We start from the raw sequence: 22,813 nt of genomic DNA on the forward strand, positions 1-22,813 counted from the left end.
GAATAGCCATAAATAGGAGCATCAAAACACACCCGTCTGCCGTTCTGCACCCGCTCCTACGACTCAGACAACGGCAGCAAGTCCGTCAACCGGGACCTGATCTCATGGTCGCACGAGCGAGACAGGACCTACGGCAATCCAGGCTTCATCTCAAACGACAGACGCGAGGAAATCGAACGGATCCTCTGCAGAACGAACACAAAGCCACAAGTGCGCACACAGAAGATCAATCTACACATAGTAAGTAGGCCGAGCAACCAACAGTGTTTTCGTTAAGCTACAATAAAAGTGCAATCAATACAACGAAGTATAAGGGGTTAAAATGAAACATGCACTGAACTGTCTTTCAATTCTCTTAACTACAGCTTTGATAGCAATATTGATGTGCATCGGTATTGTCAATCAAGCCGATGCAACGCAATATGGAACCGGAAACGGCTATTACAATAATACAATCCAAAGCGGCAAGTGGGACGTAAGCCAATACCGTTCATATGCTTGGACAATAGGATACAAGAAAACAGCCGGTGTAAGAGTTCAGCAAGATCGAATGCTTGGCGGCTACAATGTAGAGGAACATACCGGTCCGGCACAAAAAGAACTTTCGGCTGAAGTATCTGGAGGGGGTGCAACCATTTCCGATTTCGCATGGATTTATTAAATGAGACTAATTTGACAGGCGAGGCTTTTTAACAGCAAAAAGGCCTCGCCATCATCATATCTTGAAATAAGGTTTTATGAAGAAAATATTTCTTAAAACACTCAACGGAGTATTACTATTTACTCTGTTGATTATGGGATTGACTGGATGCTCGGCGTCACAGACCGTTTCCGCGGATTCTGACGGCAGTACAACCAGCGATTTCACGAACGACGATTCCAGATCCAGTGACGGCACGCCACAGCAAGGAGCGAGAATCGCTTCGTCATTCGCCGATTACATCGATTACTGGCTTAAGAACCCCAATCTTGATCCACCACTCTCACAGCAGCAGAGAACTGTTTTGGAAACGGCAAAGCAATCCGGCGAGCTATCGATCTCCGCGTACGAACAATCATGGTCACAATACAAGTCATGCATGCTCGATAAAGGATATAAGGAAATTCTCCTCAACAGATATTCAAACGGCATGCTCGTGGAAGCCCGCCACATCGGAGGTACCGCGAAGCAGGAGGAGAAATATGGCAGAGATCGGAACTCGTGCTTCAACACATACGTCATGTACATTCAAGACGTATTCGGCACGCAAAAAGGAAATCCGAATTATTACTCCAGCACTGCCGAAGGATTCGTCGACTGCCTTAAACGCAATAATCTTGTGAACCAGCAATACACAGCAGAGCAATACAGACAGGAAGCCCAAGCTGGAAAAGGCTACTCATACGACACCACCAACGCCGAGGCGAGATCATGTGAAGTCGCCAATTATATCTTCCGCTCCACGGAAAACGATCCCACCGAACAACTGTGGTAGTCACCCGAATAGGCGTCGACACGAATACGGACCATACAGGACGCACACGCAGATTCGACAACGAAAACGGGTTCCTTCGGTTCATGCACGAACAGACATGAACCAAAGGAACCCGTTCAACAATGTGCGGCGACGGCCTACCAAGACCTACTTCACGTGCTTGATGCGCATGATGAGCCAGGAGGCGATGAGCACGATGACGATCGCGACGATGAACACCACCGAGTATGCCTCAGGCGGGGTCTTGGTGACGCCCATCACGGACTTGACGATCACCACGATCACCGAGGTCATCACCGAGCCGATGACGGTGGACAGCGTGTTCGCAAGGTTGAGGATGCCGAGGTCCTTGCCCGCCTCGTCCGGGTTCGGCAGGACGGAGACGTTCAGAGCCTGGTCGATCGCGTTGTAGGTGCCGTAGCCGAGGCCGGCGATACCGGCGAACAGGTACATGCCCATCTCGGAGCGGAACAGCAGCGGCATCAGCGCGCCGACGGCGAACAGGCAGCTGGCGAGCGCAACCGGGACCTTCCTCATGCCGATCCTGTCGGTGAGCGGTCCGGCGGTGACGGCGGCGATCAGGGAGACGACCAGCGTGATGACGGCCATGTTGGCGATGACGGATGCGGCCTTGAGCTTGGCGTCCGGGTCGCCGGCGAAGACGTAGTCCTGGGCGATGAACAGCTGGTAGGTGTTGATCATCCAGTAGCCGCCCATCATCATCGTGCGGCCGGCGAGGGCGTAGTAGAAGTCGGGGGCGTTCTTCGGCGGGCGGAAGCGCAGCAGGACGGACTTCGCGGTGATCTCCTCGCGCGGCTCGTCGACGTTGGACTTCTCACGCGGCCAGACGACGACCACGAAGATGCCGCACAGGCCGAAGATGACCATACCCATCATCCAGCCACCGAACACACCGGCCTCGCCGCTCTTGAGCAGCTGGGCGCCGACGAACGAACCGATGGTCTGGCCGGCGGCGATGCCGGCGCCGTAGAAGCCGGAGACGGTGCCGCGGAACTTGTCGGGCACGCGGTCGGACATGGTGGCGACGTACGGGGCGAGCATCGCGTTGTAGCCGAGCTGGGCACAGCACCACAGCACGATGATGAGGATCTGCGAATGGGTGAACGCGATCGCGCCGATGGACAGGCCGGTGATGAGTCCGCCGACGATGATCCACGGGCTGCGCTTGCCGAAGCGGGAGCGGGTCAGGTCGGAGAACGTGCCGAAGATGACGTTGGCGAGCAGGGCGACGATAGAGCCGGCGGCGTTGACGGTGCCGAGCATCGCCTCCTTGGTGGACGGATCGATGCTTTCGAACACGTACGGCAGGATGAGCGAGCTCAGCGCCACCCACGGGATGGCGCAGGCGACGGCGGAGACGGTGAAGCCGACGCCGAGGCGGATCACCTCGGCCTTGGTCGGGCGGTGGCCGTCGGCGGAGACGGACGGATCGTGGATCGGCGCGTTCGAGGCCAGAGCGGAGGCGTCGGGCGCGGTGGTGGTTGCATCAGCCATGTTGTAATCCCCTTTTGATAAATGGCTTGATTTGGCTTGATTCAGATGGTCAGAGCCGGTCAGGCAACGACCGGCGGATTGGCGATGAGGTCGTCGGTCTCGTGCAGACCGGCAGAGTCGGTCCATGCGAGGGTCACGACGGACGCGGCGTTGCCGACGCCGAGGCCCTTGCCGGGCTCGAACGTGAGCGCCGCGGAGGTGGAGCCGTCGGCGGCGGTCCACGCGAAGCGGATCGAACGGTCGGCATCGACCTCGTAGGAGAAGTCGCCGTCGAAGGCGGTGAGCTCGTTGCGGAATCGGGCGAGGGCGTTCAAGGCCTTGACGACCGGACGCTCCAGCTGCTCGTCGACCTCGGCGGTGGAGTAGTAGTGGCGGTTGATGTCACGGCCCACGTTGGTACGGCGCAGCAGGTCCATGTCGTTCGCGCCGGCCAGGGCGCCCACGTAGTACACCTGCGGCACGCCGGGCACGAAGAACTGCACCGCGCGGGCGGCGATGTAGTGCTGGTCGTTGCAGCCGAGCGCCGAGTAGTACGTGGAGTTGACCTGGTAGAGGTCGAGGTTGCTCGCGGCGGCACCGGTGGCGGCCTGCGACTCGCCGTGCGTGTTGGCGTGGATCGTGTTGACGAGGTTGTCGACGTCCTCATCGGGCACGAGGCCCTTGAGGCTGCGGTCGAGCTGATCGGAGCCGATGTCGATCACGCCGATGCCGTCGTGCGTGTCAAGCACGGTGCAGGCGTTGTTCGGACGCACCTCGACCCAGTGGGCGAGAGCGTCGGTGCGGCCGGTGAAGATCGAGTGCAGCAGCAGCGGAGGCAGGGCGAAGTCGTACACGCGATCCACCTTGTGCGCGATCTCGACCTGCTTCCTGTAGTAGGAGTGCACCTCGATGAGGGTCTCGAGGCCGCGGCGCTCGCCCTCCTCCTTGATACGTTCGATGAGCTTGAAGGTCTTCGGCGTCATGAAGCAGCTGGAGTTGGCCTCCTTGGCGCCGTAGCCGACCGCGTCGAGGCGGATGAACTTGACGTTCGAGGCGGCGAGGCGGTCGAGGATGGAGGTCAGGTACGCCCAGCCCTCGGCGGAGTCGGTGTCGATGTCGACCTGCTGCGGGGTGAACGTGGTCCACACGAGGCGCGTCTTGCCGGCCCAGTTGTAGTGGGTGAACGGCAGGCCCGGGCGCGGGCGGTAGATGCCGACGAGGTCCTCCTCGGTGGCGCCTTCCGGGAAGATGGTGCTCATCGTGAGGAACATCCTGTAGTACGGGCTCTCCTCGCCGCGCTTCATGACGTCCTGGAACTGCTCGGACTCCCAGCTCATGTGGTTGACGATGGTGTCGACCATGATGTCGTGGGTCTTGGAGAGCTCGGTGACGTCGTCCCAGCTGCCGAGGCGCGGATCGACCTTGGTGTGGTCGACCGGGTCGAAGCCGGCGTCGGCGCCGTCGAACGGCGTGAAGAACGGCAGGATGTGCACGCCCTCGTAGACGCCGTCGAAGCGGGTGCGCAGGATCTCGGTGAGGGACTTCAGATCGCCGTCACCCAGACGATCCGCATATGTGATGAGTTGGACTTTGTTCTTCATTGAAACTCCTTGTTGGGGAAGCCTTCATTGACACCGGACGGCCAACCGCTCGCCGCCCTGTTGACGAACAGTATATCGAACCGGTTCGAGACAGTCAAACTCGAACCGGTTCGACACGCCGATGCACTGATCCGCAGACGGTCAATGCACCTTTCAGCGGGTGGAATAGCCCTTGCGCAGGGTCACGGGGATGAGCTCGACGGCGGAGCCGGGCAGGCGGCCGTCCGTAGGCGGCACCGGCACGTCGGCCGATGACGCACCCGCCGCCGCGGGATCCAGATCGCTCGGCGCCGCAGAGCTCTCCTCCCCCTCGATGAGCGCGGTCATGCGCGCGGCAAGGGCGGAGGCGATCGCATCGAAGTCCTGGCATACGGCGGTCAGACGCACGCCGGCGGCGTCGGCCAGATAGGTGCCGTCGTAGGCGACCACCTGCATGTCGACGCCCGGGCGGATGCCACGGCGCAGCATCTCCTGCACGCACAGGGACGCGCCGAAATCGGAGCTGACGACCGCATCGACGTCCACGAACCGGTCGAAGAGGTCATGCACCGCGTGGGCATACCCCTCCAGATCGTAGACCTCACCGGCCTCGACGTACTCGTAGCGCACGCCGGCCGCCTTCAGCTCGTGCTCGAGGGTCAGGTAGTAGCGGACCGTCGGGAACGTGGTGTCCGCATCGCCCTCGCTGAGATTCTCCAGGTCGTGGAACTGCGAGCGCGGTCCGCCGACCATCACCACGTGATGCGCGCCGGTGGCGATCAGCTCCCGGGCGACGAGCCGCCCGCCCTGCTCGTGGTCGGAGCCGATCGAGGGGATGTCCGGGCCGAGATAGCGGTCGAACGCGACGACCGGCCGTCCGATCGAGGCCCAGTAGCCGACCGGATGCGCGGTGTGCGCGGCCATGACGAGTCCGTCCATCATGTGCCGCTGGAGCATGTCGACGTAGTCGGCCTCGCCCTTATCCGAATCGGCCGTGGAGCACAGCATCGTGCGCAGGCCGCGTTCGGAGAACTCGCGCTGCAGGGCGGAGGTCAGGGTCGCGAAGAACGGATGGCGAATCGTCGGGACGATCACGCCGATGATGTTGGTGCGATTGTGGGCGAGGTTGCGCGCAAGCTCGTTGGGGATGTAGTCGAGCGCCTTCATCGCGGCCTGAACCTTGGCACGCATGTCATCCGACACGTATCCGGTGCCGTTGACGACCAATGACACAGTGCTGAGGGATACGCCGGCCTTCTTCGCCACGTCACGCATTCCGACCATCGATCTTTACCTCACTTCCTAAGGAACAGGGCGGCGATCGCAACGCATACGATCGCTCCGGGGAACACGGCGGTGAAACTGAGCGACCCCGTGATCTGCGATCCGACCGCGATGGCGAGCGCGCCACCGAGCGCACCGATGATCAGTCCCAGGGGCTTTGCAAGCGCATAGGCGCCCAGGTCACGGCCGCTGTCATGCGGGTCGGGCAGCGCGTCTACGACCAGCGGCTGGATGAACACGTCGTAGAGGCCGGAGGCGAGTCCGGTGATGAACGAGAAGATCATGAGGCTCTTCTCGCCGCCGATCGCGACGATCGCAAGGCCCACGGCGAGGCCGACTGCATACAGGGCGCACGCGCAGACCACGGCCGCGCGCGAGTCGCGCCACCACGGGCCGAATCCCTCGGCGAACTTGTCGGTGATCGCGCCGGCGGAGTAGGAGGCGAGCAGGGTGCCGGCGAGCGAGGCGAGCGCGAGCATCGCGATGAGCAGTCCGGAGGGCAGGGTCAGGGGCGCGGAGGTGAACATCGGCTCGCTGCCGTAGACCGAGAATCGTACGACATACCACAGGAAGACGGCGGTCATCGAGATGGCCGAGGTCATGAACGTGCGCGACCAGAAGAGCTTGCGGAACGGACGGTACCGATCCTCGCGCGGCAGGGGCTTGAGCGAGGCGAACGCCGCGCCGTCGAGGGGCACGCGCGGCTGGGACGTGCTGGACGGCTCCTTCGGCCAGACGAGGACGGTCGCGATGCCCGAGATCGCGAACAGCACGGCGGCGCACGTGAACGGCTCGCGGGCACCGAAGGCGATCGACAGACCGCCGATCACGCCGCCGGCCGCCTGACCGGCGATCACGCCGATCGCGTTCCAACGTTCGATCACGTCGCGGAACTTGTCCGGCACGCGCTCGGAGAGGGCCGCGGCGAGCGGCACGATCAGCGCCGCGTACGTGAACTGCAGCAGGATCCAGAAGAAGATGACGCCGGCGAGGTTGCCGATGGCACCCACGATCAGGGCGATCAGGGCGGACAGGATTCCGCCGCCGATCAGCCATGGCGTACGGCGGCCCAGCGGCACGCGGGTGCGGTCGGAGAACGCCGAGACCAACGGGCTCAGGAAGATCGAGAACAGCGCGCCGATCACGACGAGGAGGGGGAGGTCGCGTACAAGGGTGAACATGGACTGCCCCGGCCCCATGCCCGGGATGGCGAGCCAATCAGCGTCGGTGTCGAACCCGGCGATGCGGGCGATGTGATCCGGGATCGCGACGAGGTTCAGCGCGGCCCACGGCGCGGTGATGAGGAAGGATCCGACTGCGAATCCCCACTTGAGGCGACTCACCTCGATCGCGGAGGGGCGGTGGCCGTCGGCGGAGACCATCGGATCGCGCATGTCGAGGAACGACGACGCGTAGTCGGGCACGGCCGCGTCGACCGTGGACGCGGCGGCGACGGTCGTGGTGCCGTCGGCGGCCAGACGTGCGGCCTGCGCACCCGGCTGATCGGCCGACGCCTCCGGAGCCTGCTGCTTCGGATCGACCGCAAGTCGCTGGACCGACGCCTTGTCCTCGGGACTCAGGGCCTTGTCGTAATCCGGCCTGTCATCGATGCCCGGACGCACATAGGGGTTCATCATGACGATTCACCGTTCCTTTCTTTCCATCTTTCCATGGGAAAGCTCTTCTCTTCCTGCGTCCATTGTAGAGAGTGCCGTGGCATCGCCGGCAACGCCACAGGACCGCCGTAGTCCTCCGCTTTTAAGGAAGCTTTCAGGAACGGGCAAGACAACGCCCACTATTGCCGACGTACTGTCTTACTGTTGAACTGTTGCATTGCCGAGCCCACCGGTGACCTACCGGCGGACCGTCGACCATGTCGTCGACCGCACGCCGATATGTTGGCTCTGGGATTGGCTGTGAACAGAATCGTCTAGGGAACTTAGAGAACTGGAGAAGTAGCGCATGTTCGTTCTCACTAACGCCTGGCGCGCGGTAACGCGCAGCTGGGTGATCTCAGCGCTGACCGTGGTGGTCGCGCTCCTCGTCTCGTTCGGCACCATCGCCTCGCTCGCGATCCTGCAGGAGCAGTCCGACGCGCACGGCACCGACTACAACGCGCAGACCCCGAACGCCGTGCTCCGCCCCACCGCGAAGACCGCGGCCGCGATGAAGGCCGACGACGCCAAGTCGACCGCATCGAAGTATCTGAAGTTCACCGACTACAACCCGTACGCGATCGCCGCACAGGAGAAGAGTGTGTCGTTCACGTATACCTTCACGGAGACGCTCCCGGTGCGTCAGGGCGATACGTTCAAGGCGATTCCCGGCTCGGCCGACGAATCCGCCGACAAGACGGGCGGCGAGTTCCAGCTACGCAGCTTCTATGATGCGAAGGCCGCGAAGGCCAACGACTACGGCACGTACAGGATCGTCGACGGCAAGGGGCTCGTCTTCACCGACACCAAGGCCACCGGCGCGCTGATCTCGAAGTCCGTGGCCGAGAAGAACGGCCTCAAGGTTGGCGACACGTTCAAGGTGGGCGATCCGACCGATACGAAGAAGACGTACGAGTTCAAGGTGCGCGGCATCTACGAGTACACGGGCGACGTCACCGCCACGAATGGCACCACCTCCGATGCCTCCGCCGCGAAGCTCGCCAAGGAGAATCGCGAGAACGTGATCTACACGGCCTACGCCACCGCCTACACGTTCGGCCTCGACCCCGACTCCCCCAAGGCGGACTCCTGGTCCGTGCCGGATCTCAACGTGATCTTCGACTTCACCGACGTCGACACGTACAACCAGTTCGTCAAGCTCGCCACGAAGGCGAAGCTGCCCAACGGATACGAGATCACGTCGCCGTCGCTGGCCGCGTATGAGAAGTCGATCGAGCCGCTCGACGCGCTGGCCGCCAAGGTCCGCCCGGCCACATGGGCGCTGGCGATCGGCGGCATCGTGCTGCTGCTGGTGCTGACCGCCGCCCGCACGTGGTTCGGCCGCACCGACGAGATCGGCATGGCGTTCGTCTCCGGCGTGTCCAAGGGTCGCCTCGGCTGGCAGTTCATGGTCGAGACGTTCATGATCACCGTGGTTCCGATCGCGATCGGACTGCTCGCCGGCGGTTTCGGCGTCAAGTCGATCGGCGCCGCACTGGCCGGCGGTCACGCGACGCCCGTCACCTCCACGATCGTGTGGACGCTCGTGTGGGATTCGCTGGGCGTGACGATCGTGCTGGCGATCATCGCGATGCTGCGCGTGGCGACGTTCAACTACGCGAAGCTGTTCGCGCCGGTCGCCTACGATGACGCGCAGCTCGGTACGGAGGTGAAGGCATGAGCAGCAAGGATGGCAAGGACATCGAGGACACCGAGGACACCGAGATGAAGGCCGAAGACACCAACGTGGAGGATGAGATGACCGAGAACACCGATCAGACCGATCAGACGGATCAGATCGACGAGCAGCCGGACGACAAGCCGACGCCGGACTCCCCCATCAAGGCCGACGGACCGGATGCGGACGAGTCCGCCGCCCCCGAGGTGTCCTTCAGCTTCACATTCGACGACGATGACGAGTCGGCGGACCTCGCCGCACTGGCCGATACTGCAGGATCGAACGAAAACGAGGCCTCGGAGGCCGTGGAAACGTCCGATACTGCGGGATCGGACGAAAACCGTGCCTCTGCGGGCTCGGAAACGTCCGATACTACGGGATCGGACGAAAACCGGGCCGCAGCGGGCCCGGAAACGTCCGATCCTACGGGATCGAACGGCAATGCGGACGCCGACGCCGGCACGGTGCCGGGCGAGACCAGTGCGGCCGCAACCGAGGCGAACGCGCGTCGCGTCAACGAGACGATGGCGCTGGCGGGCGACGCGATGGCGAACGGCGGGCACGGCGACCCGAACGAGCTGCGTCATTCCGAGTCGAAGGCCGAATCCGAGGTGGACAAGCAGGTCGCGGATCGCGTGCTGTTGAAGTCGTATCCGAACTTCTCGCTCAACCACGCGACGACCACGAACCGCAAGTCCGGCCGTCATGTGCTCGATGACACGTCGATGGCGTTCTACGCGGGAGAACTGTACGCGGTGCGCGTGCTGCCCGACGCGGATGACGCCGAGCAGCGCGTCACGATGATGGAGGTGCTCGGCGGATTCCAGGCGCCGACCTCCGGCTCCGCGATGGCGAAGAGCGCGAACCTGCTCGAACTCGAGGTCGGCGAGCTGCGCGGCCATCGTCTGGGCATCGTGCCGCAGCGGTTCGCGGTGCGCGGCGATCTCGACGCGGAGTCGAACGTCCTGTACGCGATGAACGCGTCCGGCCGCACGTATCTGAAGCCCAAGCCGATCGCGGCACGCGAGTTCCTCGCGAAGGTCGGATTCGGCGAGGCGACGAGCGGCAGGAAGGTGCGCGATCTGGCGCTGGTCGAGCAGCGTCGCGTGGCGATCGCCCGTGCGATCAGCTGCGAGTCGGACACGCTGATCCTCGACGAGCCGACCAAGGGCCTGAGCGTGAACGATGCCAAGGCGATCCTCGACCTCATCGTCTCGATCGCCCACGCCCGTGATCCGAAGCGCGCCGTCATCATCGTGACCTCCTCGGACGAGGTCGCCGATCGAGCCGACAAGGTCTACAAGCTCGCCGACTGAGCCGTCCCGTGGTCGATGGATGACCCGTCAGATGACGATCATGTGGTATTCGGCGGCCATCGGGCGCACGTCGAACACCCCGTACTGATCGAGGAGCTCCAGCCAGCGGCGGCGGTTCTCCTCGCCGAATTTCGCGGCGCGGCGCGTGTACGCCTCGGCCGTGACGAACTTCGGCGGCAGGGACTTGCTGTTGTACTTGTCGGCCACCATCACGGTCTCCTGCTCCAGGTTGACCGGCACGTAGTCGGCCGGCGGCAACGGCAGTCCCTGACGCTCGACGTCCTCGCGCGTCAGGCCGACGCCGGTGTGATTGCGCGCGAACTGGGCGATCGACTCGTCGACGCCGTTCTCCAGCAGGTACTCGTAGCCGAGCAGGCCGTGCTTGATGTACTGCTTGCCATTGAACTTGAGCGGCTCATCGTCGTTGCCGTCGTGCTTGAACACCTGATAGGTGCCGATGTCGTGCAGCAGGCCGCCGATCGTGACGAGTCGCTCGTCGATCAGACGCGGGGGCACGCGGCCACCGGTCACGTTGTCGGACGGGGCGACGGCGAAGTCGAGCTGCGGGACGTCGGTCCGGGCATCGGAGGCGTCACCGGAGGCGTCGGCCGGCGTGCCGAGCGTCAGCAGGGACGCGCCCGCCGAATCGGGATCGCGATCGAGTTCGGGGGAACCGGCCGGCAGCGTGCAGCGGCGCATGAACAGCGCATTCTGACGGTGGGCAAGGGCGCGGGCGATGCGCGAAACGATCACGCAATGCGTGTGAACGAGGTCGTAGGCGGCCTCGGAAGGGGCGATCTTATGGTGCAGCTCGTCGATCTGCTCAAGTGTGGGGATCATGAGCCCCATTGTAGAGCGAACCGCTAGATCGAGCGGATGGACCACTCGCCGGTGCGGTTGGAGGCGACGATCATCTGGTCGTTGCCGAGCTCGGCCCAGCCGTCGGCCTCGGTCTGCTCGAAGCCGGAGGAGGCGACGACGATGCCCGCCGGAGCGCCATCCTCGTCGGTCAGCGCACGGTAGCGCATCACACGGTAGTCAAGCGCCTTCGCGCCCTGACCGTACTCGTCGTAGATCTCGACGATACGCGACGACGTGCGCTCGCGGCCGGCCGCGTTCAGGGCGATGAACTGGTCCTGCGACTGGATCATGCAGTTGTAGCTGGAGCGCGGGTACGCCTGACGCAGCTCGCGCACAGCCTGCGCGAGGGCCTCGTCGAGCTCGTAGCCGAAGCCGAGGTACTCGAGGATCACGGCGAAGAAGATCGCCGAATCGGAACGGCCGCCGGTGGACAGGAACACGCTGTTGCTCACCGGGTACTGGTCGTTGGTGACGATGTTGCGGCCGTGGGAGTCGGAGATGTCGCCGTTGTGGATGAAGCTCAGGCCGTTGGTGAAGAACGGCTGCTGGTTCTCGAGGATCAGCGGCAGGTTGGAGGAGGCGAGACGCAGATGCCACAGGGCGCCGCGCGCCGGCTCGGAGGCGAGTTCGGGGAACACCGGATCGAGTCGGGCGGCGACGGTGGTCTTGTAGAGCTTGGTGCCGGTCTCTGGGGCCGGTGCGCCGCCGTCCTGGGTGCCGGGGGTCTCCACCGGCTCGTACAGCATCGAGCATCCCCAGCCATCGTTGTGGATCTCGCTCATCTCGCGGTATTCCACAACGTCTTCTGTGCCAAGGATAGCGTTGAGGCTGAGGTTGAACCCGGCTGTCGCGTATCCCAATAATCTGCACATGGTTGGCTACCTTAATGCGGATATGTTGCGACGCGCGGCAGCGGGTATAAGCGTTGCTTATAGGGTTGGGTGGGTTACTTGACCGGTTACTTGACCGGGGGGATGTTGGCGGTGATGGGCTCGTCGCGGTCGATGCGCTCGGTGCGCTTCAGGCGCGGCGGGCGGCGGGTCGAGACGAACAGCGGCTGCACCTCGACCAGCGGGTTGTACGGCGCCAGACCGAACCACTTGACCGGCGAGCCGGCCACGTGGCGGATCGCGTACTTGACCGACAGCGACAGCGCGCCGCGCGCGGAGACCTTCGACTCCGGCATCAGCGCCTTGTGGATCAGCACGTAGCGGATCGTACCGATGTTCGGATCGGCATCCACCTTCGGGTAGAGCGACTTCTGCTGCGGCAGTTCCCCCGTCTTCGACAGGTCGTGCATGATCTGGTGCAGGTACGCCGGGATCGACTGCGAGACCTTGAATCCCAGGCGGATGCGCACACGGAACAGGAAGTTCGTGCCGAAGTTCTCGACCTCGTACTCGCGGGTGAACGGCTCGTCGGTGGTCTCGACGCTCACCGCCCACCATGCGCGGGCGCGCTTGGGGTGATCGGCGAAGATCGAGAAGAAGATGTCCGTGTCGAGCCTCTTCATGATGTTATCGGAGGTCAGGTAGACGATGTTGTCCGCGAAGTACGGAATGCGGAAGTCGCCGTGCAGCTTCTCCAGCGTGGGCAGGAAGTCCTGACGCTGCATGTGGCGGCGCTGCGCGCGCTCCAGCTTCGTGCCCTCGTTCCACGTGTACATGACGAACAGGATCGCGATGGTAAGCAGCATCGTGAACCAGCCGCCGTGCAGGAACTTGGCCATCGAGGCGATGAAGAACATGAACTGGATCGCGAGGAACACCAGCAGGAACACGATCGCACCGACGCGATGGCGGTCGTGCCAGATATACACGGCGAGCAGCACGGTCGTCGTGATCATCGTGATCGTCAGCGCAAGACCGTACGCGGCGGAGATGTGCTCGGAGTCCTTGAACAGGGCGAGCACGAGCAGGGTCGCGACGCACAGCACGCCGTTGACGACCGGAATGTACAGCTGACCGCGCGTACGGGCCGGGTAGCGCACCTGCAGATGCGGCATCCAGTTGAGTCGCGTGGCCTCGGAGACCATCGTGAACGCGCCGGTGATGAGGGCCTGCGAGGCGATCACGCCGGCCGTGACCGACAGGATCACGGCGATGTAGCGCACGTTCGGGGTCATCATCTGGAAGAACGGGTTGAGCGTCTTCATCGTGGTGTATTCGGGATTGCGATTGTTCGCGAGGATCCACGCGCCCTGACCGAAGTAATTGAAGACGAGGGCGATCTTGATGAACGGCCACGTGAAGTAGATGTTGCCGCGTCCCACATGGCCCATATCGGAGTAGAGCGCCTCGGCGCCGGTGGTCGACAGGAACACCGTGCCCATCAGGGCGATGCCGGCGGCGTTGTGCGGGCTGAACAGGAACTGGATGCCGTAGACCGGGTTGAGGGCCGCGAACACGGTCCAGTCGTTGGACAGGTTCACGATGCCGACGACGGCGAGGAAGCTGAACCAGATGAGCACCATCGAGCCGAACACCTTGCCGATCGACTCGGTACCGCGCGACTGCACCATGAACAGCACGACGATGATCACGACGGTGATCATCAACGTCAGACTCGGATTCTCATTGAAGAGCCCCTCGAGTGGCGGCAGGGTCTGCAGGCCCTCGACCGCGGAGCTGATCGACACGGCCGGCGTCAGCACCGAATCGGCGAGGAACGCGGCGCCGCCGATCATCGCGGGAATCGCCAGCCATGCGCCGTAGCGGCGGATCAGCGAGTAGAGGGCGAAGATGCCGCCCTCGCCGTTGTTGTCGATGCGCATCGCGATGAGCACGTACTTGACGGTGGTGATCAGCGTGATCGACCAGAACACCAGCGAAAGCATGCCGAGCACGGCCTCGCGGTCGGCGTTGCCGATGCCGCCCTGGCCGGACAGGAACGTCTGCGCGGTGTAGAGGGGCGAGGTGCCGATGTCGCCGTAGACCACGCCGAGCGCGACGATCGCCATGCCCCACGTGACCTTGTCCGGACCGGACTGCAGGCGCGCCCACCAGCGGCCGAATCGACCGCGGGCCGCGGTGTTGGCGAGCTTCTCGGCCTCCTTATTCTTGGCCTCGGCCTGCTTGACGAGCTCCTGACGCTCCTCCTTGGTGAGGGTGCGTCGGGAGACCTTCGGCGCGTTGGTGAAGGTGTCGGCCCGCAGCAGGGCCTCCTTCTCCTGGCGGGCCTTGGCCACGGCGGCCTTCTCGGCGGTCTTCACCGACGGGGTCGCCGTCGGCGGGACGCTTGCCGGCCTGCCGCCGACCCGCGGCCTGCCGCCGGATTCGCCTGCGGACTTGGCGCTGCTGTTGGCGCTATTGGTGCTATTGACGTTGCTGCTGACACTGCTGGAATTGGTAGTGTTGCTGACGCTCTGATCGGCACCTTGAGCGTCGCCACCGACTTTTCGGGCGCGTTCGGGCCTCTGATTCGACTCAGCCATACGTTCGGTCCTCCACCGGTCTTCGCGCGGGACCAACTGCAACCCGCGATCTTCCCTACACTTCTCGTCGGACGATTACTGGGACTGTTCGACGTCTATTTCGAAAGGACATGGTAGCGCCCTAACGAAAACCTCACAAATTCTTAACGCTTACCTTATCCCAACGTATGACCATGATTCAGGGGATCGGACGCCGTTCACACTCCGTAGACGGTGCGGGTGGTGTTGCGGGTGCCGCGGGCGACTTCGGCGAGGGGAAGATCGAGGGTGTCGGCCATCGCGCGCAGCGTGTAGGGGATCATGTACGGCGCGTTCGTGCGGCCGCGGTACGGCATCGGCGTCAGATACGGCGCATCGGTCTCGACCATCGCGTGATCGAGGCCGACGATGCGCAGCGATTCACGGATACCGTCGTTGCCCTTGTAGCTCACCGTGCCGGAGAAGCTCAGGAACCAGCCGTGCTCGCGCGCGATCTCGGCCATCTCGGCGTCGCCGGAATAGGAATGGAACACCGTGCGTTCCGGCGCGCCATCGGCCAGCAGCGTCTCGATGACCTCCTTATGCGAATCGCGGTCATGGATCTGCATCGGCAGGCCGAGCTCCTTGGCGAGCGCGATGTGCGCGCGGAACGCCTCCCGTTGCAGGGCGATCGCGTTGCCGCCGGTGCGGAACAGGTCCATGCCGGTCTCGCCGATCGCGACGACCTGGTCCGGGTAGGCGCGGGCGAGTCGGGCGACTTCGGTCATCGCGTCGTCGAAGCTGACGTCGTGGTACGGCTTGTAGGTGACGGGCAGTCCGTCGGGGCCGGGTTCGGCACGATGCCCGTGGCGTACGGCCTCGTTGGGGTGGATGGCGATCGCCGCGTGCACCCGCCCGGGGTGGTCGACGGCCATGTCGATCGCCTTCTGCATGTTCGGGTATTCGCAGCCGCAGTCGATGATCCCGGTCACGCCGACCGCCGCCGCCTGCGCGAGCAGCTCGTCGACACCGTAGACCGGCACCTCCGGCTGGCCCTTGGCTACGGCCTCGTGACTCATCGCCCGCGCGAACGGCACGACCGAGGCAACGTGCGTGTGATTGTCGATGACCTGCGCGTCCGTCGGCAGTGATTCGGGCGCGGGCGCCCAGCTGCGATCGCGATGATGATGCTTGCTCATAGGTATCCAGTGTAGGCGAGGCCAGGCTGGGCCCGGCGTACGTTCCCTGTGGCATCCGGGCATCCTATCCCCGTTCCCGTACGCCGCCGCGCATACGGCGTACGTTCCGCGTGGCCATCAGCATCCAATCCCCTGTCTCCGTACACTGCCACGCAGGCAACGTACGTTCCCCGTGGTCATCAGCGCCCCATCACCCGTATTCGTACGGTGCCGCGACGCAAGTGTACGAATACGGGTGATGACCGGGATCAACCCACGTCCGACGTACGTTGGCAAACCTTCAGCGTACGGCCCACGTGGTCAGGCCGAATCAAGCATAGGTCGCCTTTCATCATGTTCCATCCTGTTCACTCATTCCCAGTCAATTACATGCAGATCACATCAGCCATCCGCATGCCATGCGACTGCGATCACTACAGTAAAGAATGGGCGGCCGTCAACCGACCATCGCACAACCTAATCGAAGGGGATCTTCATGACCAGCAATACATATCATTTCGAGGGCAAAGTCGTCATCGTCACGGGCGGCGGCACCGGCATCGGGCGGGCCGTCACCCGCGCCTTCCTCGACAACGGCGCCACGGTCGTCGCGGTCGGACGTCGGCAGGCGCCGCTCGACGAGACGGTCGCCGGCTACGAACACGGCCACACGCACATCACCGATGTCTCCAGCCACGAGCAGGTGGCGGAACTCGTGAACTCCGTCGTCGAGGAGTTCGGACACCTCGACGTCGTCGTCTCCAACGCGGGCGTCTTCGAGGGCGGCGAGGTCGAGCACGTGTCCGACGAGGTGTGGCACAAACTGTTCTCCGTCAACCTCGATGGCCTGTTCTACCTGACCAAGGAGGCGTTGCCGCACCTGATCAAGTCGCACGGCAACATCGTCGTCGACACGTCGGTCTCCGGACTGCGCGGCGACTGGGGGCAGACCGCGTACAACTCCACCAAGCACGCGATGAACGGATTCGTACGCTGCGTCGCCCTCGATTACGGCGCCAAGGGCGTGCGCGTCAACGCGTTCGCGCCCGGCTTCATCGAAACCGACATCAACAAGGAGGTGTGGACCGATCCCGAGCGTGTCAAGCCGTACCTCGACCGCGTGGCTCTGGGCCGTACAGGCCGGGCCGAGGACTGCGCCGGCATCGCCCTGTTCCTCGCCTCCGACGACGCCGCATACCTGACCGGACTGGTCGTGCCGGTCGACGGCGGCACCACCGCCGCCACCGGCCAGGGCCGCAATTCCTACGAAAACGACACCCGCTCCGTGCTGTGATGCCTTGCTGTGATGCCTCTCGAAGCGGGCTTTCCTGCCACTCACGCGTGATTTGACGAAAAATCGCGTCGAGTGGCAGGATTTCGTGCCACTCAACGCGATTTCCGACCATTATTGCGTTGAGTGGCAGTCGAGCAGCGGCATCCACACACACGACGCCTGATTCGCAATTGCGAATCGTTGGAAAATGGCCGTTTCTGAGAACCCCGTACCACGGAATAACCGCCGAGCAGCAGAAGGAACTGCCACTCAACGCAAAAATCGCCCGTTTCTTCATTGAATGGCACGCGATGCTGCCACTCGACGCGATAATCACCCAAAAACACGTTGAGTGGCACTGGAGGCCGACGACCGGGGGAATGGCCGGGGCACGCGGGGGACTCGGAGACCGAAACCGAGGATCGACTGGGTACAACCGGAGACCGATACCCGGAACCGACCGGAAACCTCAGGCGGTTCGGGCGCATATGAAAAACCTCCCGCCCGGGGGCCAGGATCTCATCTCGTGGAGAGAATCCGGCCCTTAAGACGGGAGGACACAACCAATCACGGGTCGCGTGCGGAGAATTCAGGAGAGAAAGACGCACGACGGCCGTGATCATATCCCGTCGGACCGAATCGGTGTACCAAGCCGCTCCGGACTAACCCCGACGGGAAGCATTACTCACTTGGCCCAGCCGATGTCCTGCGGCAGGTTGCCGGCGAAGCCGGACGGGCCGTAGTTGGCCAGACCCTTCTTGACGCCGTAGTAATCGCCCGGGTTGGAGACCGGGACGGTGCCGTAGAGCTTGAGCGCGGCCTTCTCGGCGGCGTTGACGGCCTTGGTCTGATCGTCGTACTTCTCGTGGTTGCCGGCGACCTTGACGAGCTTGTCGACCTCGGGGCTGCCCACGTAGGTGAAGTTGGACGGGCCGTCGGAGGTGTACAGCTGCGGGGCGGAGGTCACGAAGGTGAGGGCCGCGGGGGACTGCCATGCCATCGGCAGGACCTGATAGTCGCCGCTGGTGACGGTGTCGGAGAACTTGGCCTCGGACTTGTTGACGACCTTGACCTTGATGCCGGCCTTCTTCATCATCGCCTGGTAGGCGTTGGCGAGGGCCTGCTGGGTGGCGTCGTCGCCGAAGAACGTGAAGGAGACCTCGAGGGTCTTGCCACCCTTGGCGTAGTAGCCGTCGGAGCCCATCTTGTAGCCGTCGGACTCGAGGGTCTTCTTGGCGGCGTCGACGCTGTACTTGGAGTCGGCGGGCATGTTGTTCTCATAGCCCTTCTGGAACGGCAGCAGCATCTCGGAACCGGGCTGCTCGGCCTTCCAGTTCATGCCCTGGAACTGGATGTTGTTGTACGTGTTGGCGTCGAACGCCTGGGTCAGGGCCTTGCGCACCTTGAGGCTGTCGAGCGGCTTGGACTTGCCGTTGTACTCGAGCACACGGGTCTTGGTGCTGTAGCCGTAGCGCAGCTGGGCGTCCTTGACGGAGCGGATGGCCTTGATGTCGTCCTTGGTGGAGGCGCCCACGGCGTCGATCTCACCGTTCTGGAACGCGTTGAGCGAGGCGGCGTCGGACATCTGCTTGTAGACGATCTTGTCCAGCTTCGGCTTGTCGCCCCACCACTTCTCGTTCGGCACGAAGGTGACCTGCGTGTCGGAGAAGGAATCGACCTTGTACGGGCCGGCGGCCCACTCGTTGTGCGGGTTCTTGACCCAGCCCTCGGTGAAGGTCTTCGGATCGCCGGCCTTCGGGTTGATCAGGTTGGTGAACACGAGCTGCCACGGGTAGTACGGGGTGGAATAGGTCACGATGACCTGCTTCGGGTTGCTGCCCTGCTCGACGCTCTTGATCTTGTCGTAGCCGTCGGTGCTCGGCGGGTTGTAGGCGGGGTTGGTGCCGTTGGAGGTTTCCCACATGGTCTTGAACGCGGTCCAGTCGATATCGGTGCCGTCGTTCCACTTGGCCTTCGGGTTGATATCATACTGGACGACCATCGGGTTGGAGCTCACGAGCTTCATGTCGGTCAGGTAGTCGGGGTTCACCTTGAGCGGATCGCCGCCGACCTGATCGGTCATCAGCAGGCTCGGCTGGTACCAGCTCCACAGGTCGGACATGTAGCCGGTGTTGCCGTCGGTGGACAGGTAGTTCCAGTTCGGGCCGATCTCGACGATCGGCAGCGTCAGCGTGCCGCCGTCCTTGACGTTGTCACGGCTCTGGTGGTTGTCGTAACGCTCGGTCGTCTTCGGCATCGGCAGATCGCCGGTGTAGGACGAGTCGAAGCCGGCGGCCGGCTCCTCGGTGGTGGTAGCGGAACCATTGGAGGTACCGTTGCCGCCGTTTTGCGCGCCGCAGCCAGCCAACAGCATGGCGAAGGCAGCGGTGGCGGCGACCAGTGCGGTCACCTTGCGCATCTTGTTCATGATTGCTTCCTCTCTATTGATATATCCGACCGTCATGCCGAGGATCTTGTGGATCACGCGAAATGGCATGCGACCTGATGGCCGCTCGGCCGGGAAGTGTCATACGGGCGCAGCGCCGGGCGTTCGCCACGGCAGCGCGCCTGCTGTTCGGCGTTCAGGGTGGGCATCAGCGGGCATCGACCCGCGAACGGACACCCCTTGAACGATTCGGTGGGACTCGGCACCTCGCCCTCGAGCACGATGCGCCGGCGCGCGCGATCGGCGACCGGATCGGGCACCGGCACGGCACTGATCAGCGCCTTCGTGTACGGGTGCAGCGGATGCTCGAACACGTCCTCCGTGTCCCCCGATTCGACGATGCTGCCCAGATACATCACCGCCACACGGCTGGAGATGTGGCGCACCACCGACAGGTTGTGGGCGACGAACAGGTAGGCCACGCCGAGCTTGTTCTGCAGGTCCTCCAGCAGATTGATCACGCCGGCCTGGATGGACACGTCGAGCGCGGAGACCGGCTCGTCGAGCAGCACCAGCTTCGGATTGACCGACAAGGCGCGCGCGATCGCGATGCGCTGACGCTGACCGCCGGAGAACTGCGTCGGGAAACGATCGACCTGATCGGGATTGAGCTCCACCAGACGCATAAGTTCGGCGATACGCTTGCGGATCTGCTCGCTCGAATAGTGCTGCACCTTCATCGGCTCGGCCAGAATGTCGTAGATCGGCAGACGCGGGTCGAGCGAACTCATCGGATCCTGGAACACGTACTGCACGGCCGAACGCAGTTCGCGACGCTTCTCGCGCGGCAGATGCCCCTCGAGCTTCGTGCCGAACACGGTCAGTTCGCCGGCCTGCGGCTGGCGCAGCTCCATGATCTCCATCAGCGTCGTCGACTTGCCGGAGCCGGACTCGCCGACCAATGCGACAGTCTCGCCCTCGCGCACGTCGAGCGTCACGTCGTCGACGGCCTTGACCTCGCCGATCCGACGGCGCAGGAACCCGCCGCCGGTCAGCGGGAACGTCTTGCGCATGTGCTTGACGTCGAGCACGACCTTGCGCTTCTCACGCGGCACGCCGGCGAACTTCGAGGCGACACCCTCGCCCACCGAATACACGTCACGGAAGGTGAGCCCCTTCGAGACGATCTCGGCGGTGCGATGGCAGGCGGCGAACTGCCCTGAGCGCCCCGGCACCGCAGCCATACGCGGTTCACTACGACGGCAGACGTCCGTGGCCAGCGGGCAGCGCGGTGCGAACGGGCAGCCCTTGGGCATGTTGACGAGATTCATCGGGGAGCCGGGGATCGGCACGAGACGGCTGGCGCGCTCACGGTCGGAGCGCGGCACCGCTCCCAGCAGACCCATCGTGTACGGCATGGCCGGATGGGCGAAGATCGTGTCGACGTCAGCCTTCTCGACCGGGCGGCCGGCGTACATGACGACGATGTCGTCGGCGATGCCGGCGATCACACCAAGATCATGGGTGATGAAGATGACGGCGGCGCCGGTCTCGCGCTGGGCCTTGCGCAGCACCTCGAGCACCTGCGCCTGGATCGTCACGTCGAGGGCGGTGGTCGGCTCGTCGGCGATGATCACGTCCGGATCGTTGGCGATGGCCATGGCGATCATGACGCGCTGGCGCATGCCGCCGGAGAACTCGTGCGGGAAGGACTTGAGCCTGTCCTCCGGGTCCGGGATGCCGACCAGATCCATGAGCTCGATGGAGCGATCGTGGATCTGCTGTTCAGTCATCTTCGGATTGTGGGTGACCAGCGCCTCCTTGATCTGATCGCCGATCGAGAAGACCGGGGTCAGTGCGGAGAGCGGATCCTGGAAGACCATCGCAATGCCCTTGCCGCGGATCTTGCTCATCTCGAGATCCGTCTTGGTCAGGAGCTCCTCGCCATGGTACTTGACCGATCCGGTGATCTTCGCATTCCTGTCCAGAAGGCCCATGATGGCCATGGAGGTCACGGACTTGCCGGAGCCGGATTCGCCGACGATGCCGAGCGTCCTGCCGCGGTAGAGGTCGAAGTTCATGCCGCGCACCGCGTGCACGGTGCCGGCCTCGGAGGCAAAGCTCACGGTGAGGTCGCGCACCTCGATGACCGGCTCGCCGGTCGTATCGTTCATGGTCGTGTCGTTCATGTCGTCACTCATCTCGTCGTCACTCACTTGTCACTCGTGTCACTGGGGTCACTTGGCCTTGCCCGTCGAGCGGGAGTACGGGTCGATCGCGTCACGCAGTCCGTCGCCGATCAGCTGCACGGAGAAGGTCAGGATGATCAGCACGATCGAGGGGAACAGCAGCACCCACGGCGAGGTCTGCACGACCGACTGACCTGCATTGAGCAGCGTGCCGAGCGAGGTGTCGGGCGCCTTGATGCCGAGTCCGAGGAAGCTCAGCGACGTCTCGCTGTTGACCGCGCCGATCACGCCGAGGACCGTGTTGATGACGAGCACGGAGCCGAGGTTCGGCACGAGGTGACGCACGATGATCGTGAACGAAGGAACGCCCATGAACTTGGCGGCGCGCACGTATTCGCGGTCGCGCAGGCTCAGGGTGAGGGTGCGCAGCGTACGCGCGTAGCCGATCCAGCCGAACGCGGTCAGGCCGATGGCCAGCCACACCCAGTCGCTGCCGCCCGACGCCATGCCGACGATCAGGGCGATCAGCAGGAAGGACGGCACGACGAGCAGCATGTCGAGCACCCACATGCCGACCTTCTCGAACCAGCCCTCGAAGAAGGCGACCGCAGTGCCGATGAGCGCGGCGATGACGGTCGTACCGATCGAGCTGATGAAGCCGATGGTGAGAGAACGGCCGAGGCCGCGCACGATCATCGCGTACATGTCGCCTCCGCCGACGGTGGTGCCGAGCCAGTGCTCGGCCGAGGGCGGGGAGGCGAGCGCCGCGAAGTCGGGATCGTCGTAGGTCCACTGGGAGAACTTCGCGCCGAAGATCGCGAAGAAGATCAGAATGACGAGCACCACAAGGCCCACCACCGCGGAGGGGCGGCGGCAGAAGCGACGCACATACAGCATGAGGCGGCCGGTGCGCTTGAAGTCGTCCTGCTGGGTCGGCCGCTCCGGTTGGTCCGGCTGCTGGCTCTGTTCGGCCCGTTCGATCTGACGAGCCTGCTGGACTTCGTCCGACTGGGCGTCGGCGTCTTCGATCATGACTTCCGTATCATTCATTTC

The 22,813-nt window shown here is 63.7% G+C and carries 16 protein-coding genes; 5 read left to right on the plus strand and 11 right to left on the minus strand.

The window, feature by feature from the left end:
- The first annotated feature begins 322 nt into the window (after positions 1 to 322).
- Complete coding sequence (locus tag BW11_RS11095) at positions 323 to 661, plus strand: hypothetical protein (protein ID WP_140445810.1); 339 nt, start codon at positions 323 to 325, stop codon at positions 659 to 661.
- 76 nt (positions 662 to 737) lie between these two features.
- Complete coding sequence (locus BW11_RS11100; protein ID WP_140445809.1) at positions 738 to 1,475, plus strand: hypothetical protein; 738 nt, start codon at positions 738 to 740, stop codon at positions 1,473 to 1,475.
- A 147-nt stretch (positions 1,476 to 1,622) separates the two neighbouring features.
- Here BW11_RS11100 and BW11_RS11105 read toward each other — a convergent pair whose 3' ends face one another.
- From BW11_RS11105 to BW11_RS11120, 4 genes are all read right to left on the minus strand, one after another.
- Positions 1,623 to 2,990 (minus strand): MFS transporter, encoded by a 1,368-nt coding sequence (locus BW11_RS11105; protein WP_140445808.1) that lies wholly within the window; start codon positions 2,988 to 2,990, stop codon positions 1,623 to 1,625.
- 59 nt (positions 2,991 to 3,049) lie between these two features.
- Complete coding sequence (gene gtfA, locus BW11_RS11110) at positions 3,050 to 4,570, minus strand: sucrose phosphorylase (RefSeq protein ID WP_043166740.1); 1,521 nt, start codon at positions 4,568 to 4,570, stop codon at positions 3,050 to 3,052.
- Between the two features lie 153 nt (positions 4,571 to 4,723).
- A complete protein-coding gene (locus tag BW11_RS11115; protein WP_140445807.1) occupies positions 4,724 to 5,833 on the minus strand; it encodes a LacI family DNA-binding transcriptional regulator in 1,110 nt (369 codons plus the stop codon).
- Positions 5,834 to 5,844: 11 nt separating this feature from the next.
- Positions 5,845 to 7,470: an MFS transporter gene (locus tag BW11_RS11120; protein WP_140445806.1), complete on the minus strand. Its 1,626-nt coding sequence runs from the start codon at positions 7,468 to 7,470 to the stop codon at positions 5,845 to 5,847.
- A gap of 325 nt (positions 7,471 to 7,795) precedes the next feature.
- Between BW11_RS11120 and BW11_RS11125 the strand changes: the two genes are divergently transcribed.
- Together BW11_RS11125 and BW11_RS11130 are read left to right on the plus strand one after the other, a co-directional pair.
- Positions 7,796 to 9,169 carry an ABC transporter permease gene (locus BW11_RS11125; RefSeq protein WP_140445805.1) on the plus strand — a complete coding sequence of 458 codons (1,374 nt, stop codon included), beginning with the start codon at positions 7,796 to 7,798 and terminating at the stop codon, positions 9,167 to 9,169.
- On the plus strand, positions 9,166 to 10,482 hold the full coding sequence (locus BW11_RS11130; protein ID WP_140445804.1) for an ATP-binding cassette domain-containing protein: 1,317 nt from the start codon (positions 9,166 to 9,168) through the stop codon (positions 10,480 to 10,482). Before BW11_RS11125 ends, BW11_RS11130 begins: the two co-directional genes overlap by 4 nt.
- A 27-nt stretch (positions 10,483 to 10,509) precedes the next feature.
- Here BW11_RS11130 and BW11_RS11135 read toward each other — a convergent pair whose 3' ends face one another.
- The 4 genes from BW11_RS11135 to BW11_RS11150 all read right to left on the minus strand — a co-directional run bounded on the left by BW11_RS11135 (position 10,510) and on the right by BW11_RS11150 (position 15,933).
- On the minus strand, positions 10,510 to 11,331 hold the full coding sequence (locus tag BW11_RS11135) for an HD domain-containing protein (RefSeq protein WP_140445803.1): 822 nt from the start codon (positions 11,329 to 11,331) through the stop codon (positions 10,510 to 10,512).
- 14 nt (positions 11,332 to 11,345) lie between these two features.
- Positions 11,346 to 12,215: a class II glutamine amidotransferase gene (locus tag BW11_RS11140; protein WP_107044320.1), complete on the minus strand. Its 870-nt coding sequence runs from the start codon at positions 12,213 to 12,215 to the stop codon at positions 11,346 to 11,348.
- A gap of 86 nt (positions 12,216 to 12,301) precedes the next feature.
- Positions 12,302 to 14,776 carry a KUP/HAK/KT family potassium transporter gene (locus tag BW11_RS11145; protein ID WP_258184680.1) on the minus strand — a complete coding sequence of 825 codons (2,475 nt, stop codon included), beginning with the start codon at positions 14,774 to 14,776 and terminating at the stop codon, positions 12,302 to 12,304.
- A gap of 197 nt (positions 14,777 to 14,973) precedes the next feature.
- Entirely contained in the window at positions 14,974 to 15,933 is a 960-nt protein-coding gene (locus tag BW11_RS11150; RefSeq protein WP_140445802.1) for a TatD family hydrolase, read from the minus strand.
- Between the two features lie 475 nt (positions 15,934 to 16,408).
- On the opposite strand from BW11_RS11150, the gene BW11_RS11155 reads away from it, so the two are divergent.
- A complete protein-coding gene (locus BW11_RS11155; RefSeq protein ID WP_140445801.1) occupies positions 16,409 to 17,206 on the plus strand; it encodes an SDR family NAD(P)-dependent oxidoreductase in 798 nt (265 codons plus the stop codon).
- Positions 17,207 to 17,870: 664 nt separating this feature from the next.
- On the opposite strand, the gene BW11_RS11160 is transcribed toward BW11_RS11155, so the two are convergent.
- The 3 genes from BW11_RS11160 to BW11_RS11170 are packed head-to-tail and all read right to left on the minus strand — an operon-like array spanning position 17,871 to position 22,810.
- Positions 17,871 to 19,613, minus strand: a complete 1,743-nt coding sequence (locus BW11_RS11160; protein ID WP_140445800.1) for an ABC transporter family substrate-binding protein — start codon at positions 19,611 to 19,613, stop codon at positions 17,871 to 17,873.
- 53 nt (positions 19,614 to 19,666) lie between these two features.
- Positions 19,667 to 21,760 (minus strand): ABC transporter ATP-binding protein, encoded by a 2,094-nt coding sequence (locus tag BW11_RS11165; protein WP_258184679.1) that lies wholly within the window; start codon positions 21,758 to 21,760, stop codon positions 19,667 to 19,669.
- A gap of 48 nt (positions 21,761 to 21,808) precedes the next feature.
- Positions 21,809 to 22,810 carry an ABC transporter permease gene (locus tag BW11_RS11170; protein ID WP_181162620.1) on the minus strand — a complete coding sequence of 334 codons (1,002 nt, stop codon included), beginning with the start codon at positions 22,808 to 22,810 and terminating at the stop codon, positions 21,809 to 21,811.
- Positions 22,811 to 22,813: the final 3 nt, after the last annotated feature.

The sequence above is a fragment of the Bifidobacterium sp. UTCIF-38 genome (assembly GCF_006454495.1).
Classification (GTDB): domain Bacteria; phylum Actinomycetota; class Actinomycetes; order Actinomycetales; family Bifidobacteriaceae; genus Bifidobacterium; species Bifidobacterium callitrichos.

What these genes read in the sequence shown, in the direction of transcription:
- BW11_RS11095 (WP_140445810.1), top strand. Translation starts at nt 323, where the DNA reads ATGAAACATGCACTGAACTGTCTTTCAATTCTCTTAACTACAGCTTTG.
- BW11_RS11100 (WP_140445809.1), top strand. Translation starts at nt 738, where the DNA reads ATGAAGAAAATATTTCTTAAAACACTCAACGGAGTATTACTATTTACT.
- BW11_RS11105 (WP_140445808.1), bottom strand. Translation starts at nt 2,990, where the DNA reads ATGGCTGATGCAACCACCACCGCGCCCGACGCCTCCGCTCTGGCCTCG.
- gtfA (WP_043166740.1), bottom strand. Translation starts at nt 4,570, where the DNA reads ATGAAGAACAAAGTCCAACTCATCACATATGCGGATCGTCTGGGTGAC.
- BW11_RS11115 (WP_140445807.1), bottom strand. Translation starts at nt 5,833, where the DNA reads ATGGTCGGAATGCGTGACGTGGCGAAGAAGGCCGGCGTATCCCTCAGC.
- BW11_RS11120 (WP_140445806.1), bottom strand. Translation starts at nt 7,470, where the DNA reads ATGATGAACCCCTATGTGCGTCCGGGCATCGATGACAGGCCGGATTAC.
- BW11_RS11125 (WP_140445805.1), top strand. Translation starts at nt 7,796, where the DNA reads ATGTTCGTTCTCACTAACGCCTGGCGCGCGGTAACGCGCAGCTGGGTG.
- BW11_RS11130 (WP_140445804.1), top strand. Translation starts at nt 9,166, where the DNA reads ATGAGCAGCAAGGATGGCAAGGACATCGAGGACACCGAGGACACCGAG.
- BW11_RS11135 (WP_140445803.1), bottom strand. Translation starts at nt 11,331, where the DNA reads ATGGGGCTCATGATCCCCACACTTGAGCAGATCGACGAGCTGCACCAT.
- BW11_RS11140 (WP_107044320.1), bottom strand. Translation starts at nt 12,215, where the DNA reads ATGTGCAGATTATTGGGATACGCGACAGCCGGGTTCAACCTCAGCCTC.
- BW11_RS11145 (WP_258184680.1), bottom strand. Translation starts at nt 14,776, where the DNA reads ATGGCTGAGTCGAATCAGAGGCCCGAACGCGCCCGAAAAGTCGGTGGC.
- BW11_RS11150 (WP_140445802.1), bottom strand. Translation starts at nt 15,933, where the DNA reads ATGAGCAAGCATCATCATCGCGATCGCAGCTGGGCGCCCGCGCCCGAA.
- BW11_RS11155 (WP_140445801.1), top strand. Translation starts at nt 16,409, where the DNA reads ATGACCAGCAATACATATCATTTCGAGGGCAAAGTCGTCATCGTCACG.
- BW11_RS11160 (WP_140445800.1), bottom strand. Translation starts at nt 19,613, where the DNA reads ATGAACAAGATGCGCAAGGTGACCGCACTGGTCGCCGCCACCGCTGCC.
- BW11_RS11165 (WP_258184679.1), bottom strand. Translation starts at nt 21,760, where the DNA reads ATGAACGACACGACCATGAACGATACGACCGGCGAGCCGGTCATCGAG.
- BW11_RS11170 (WP_181162620.1), bottom strand. Translation starts at nt 22,810, where the DNA reads ATGAATGATACGGAAGTCATGATCGAAGACGCCGACGCCCAGTCGGAC.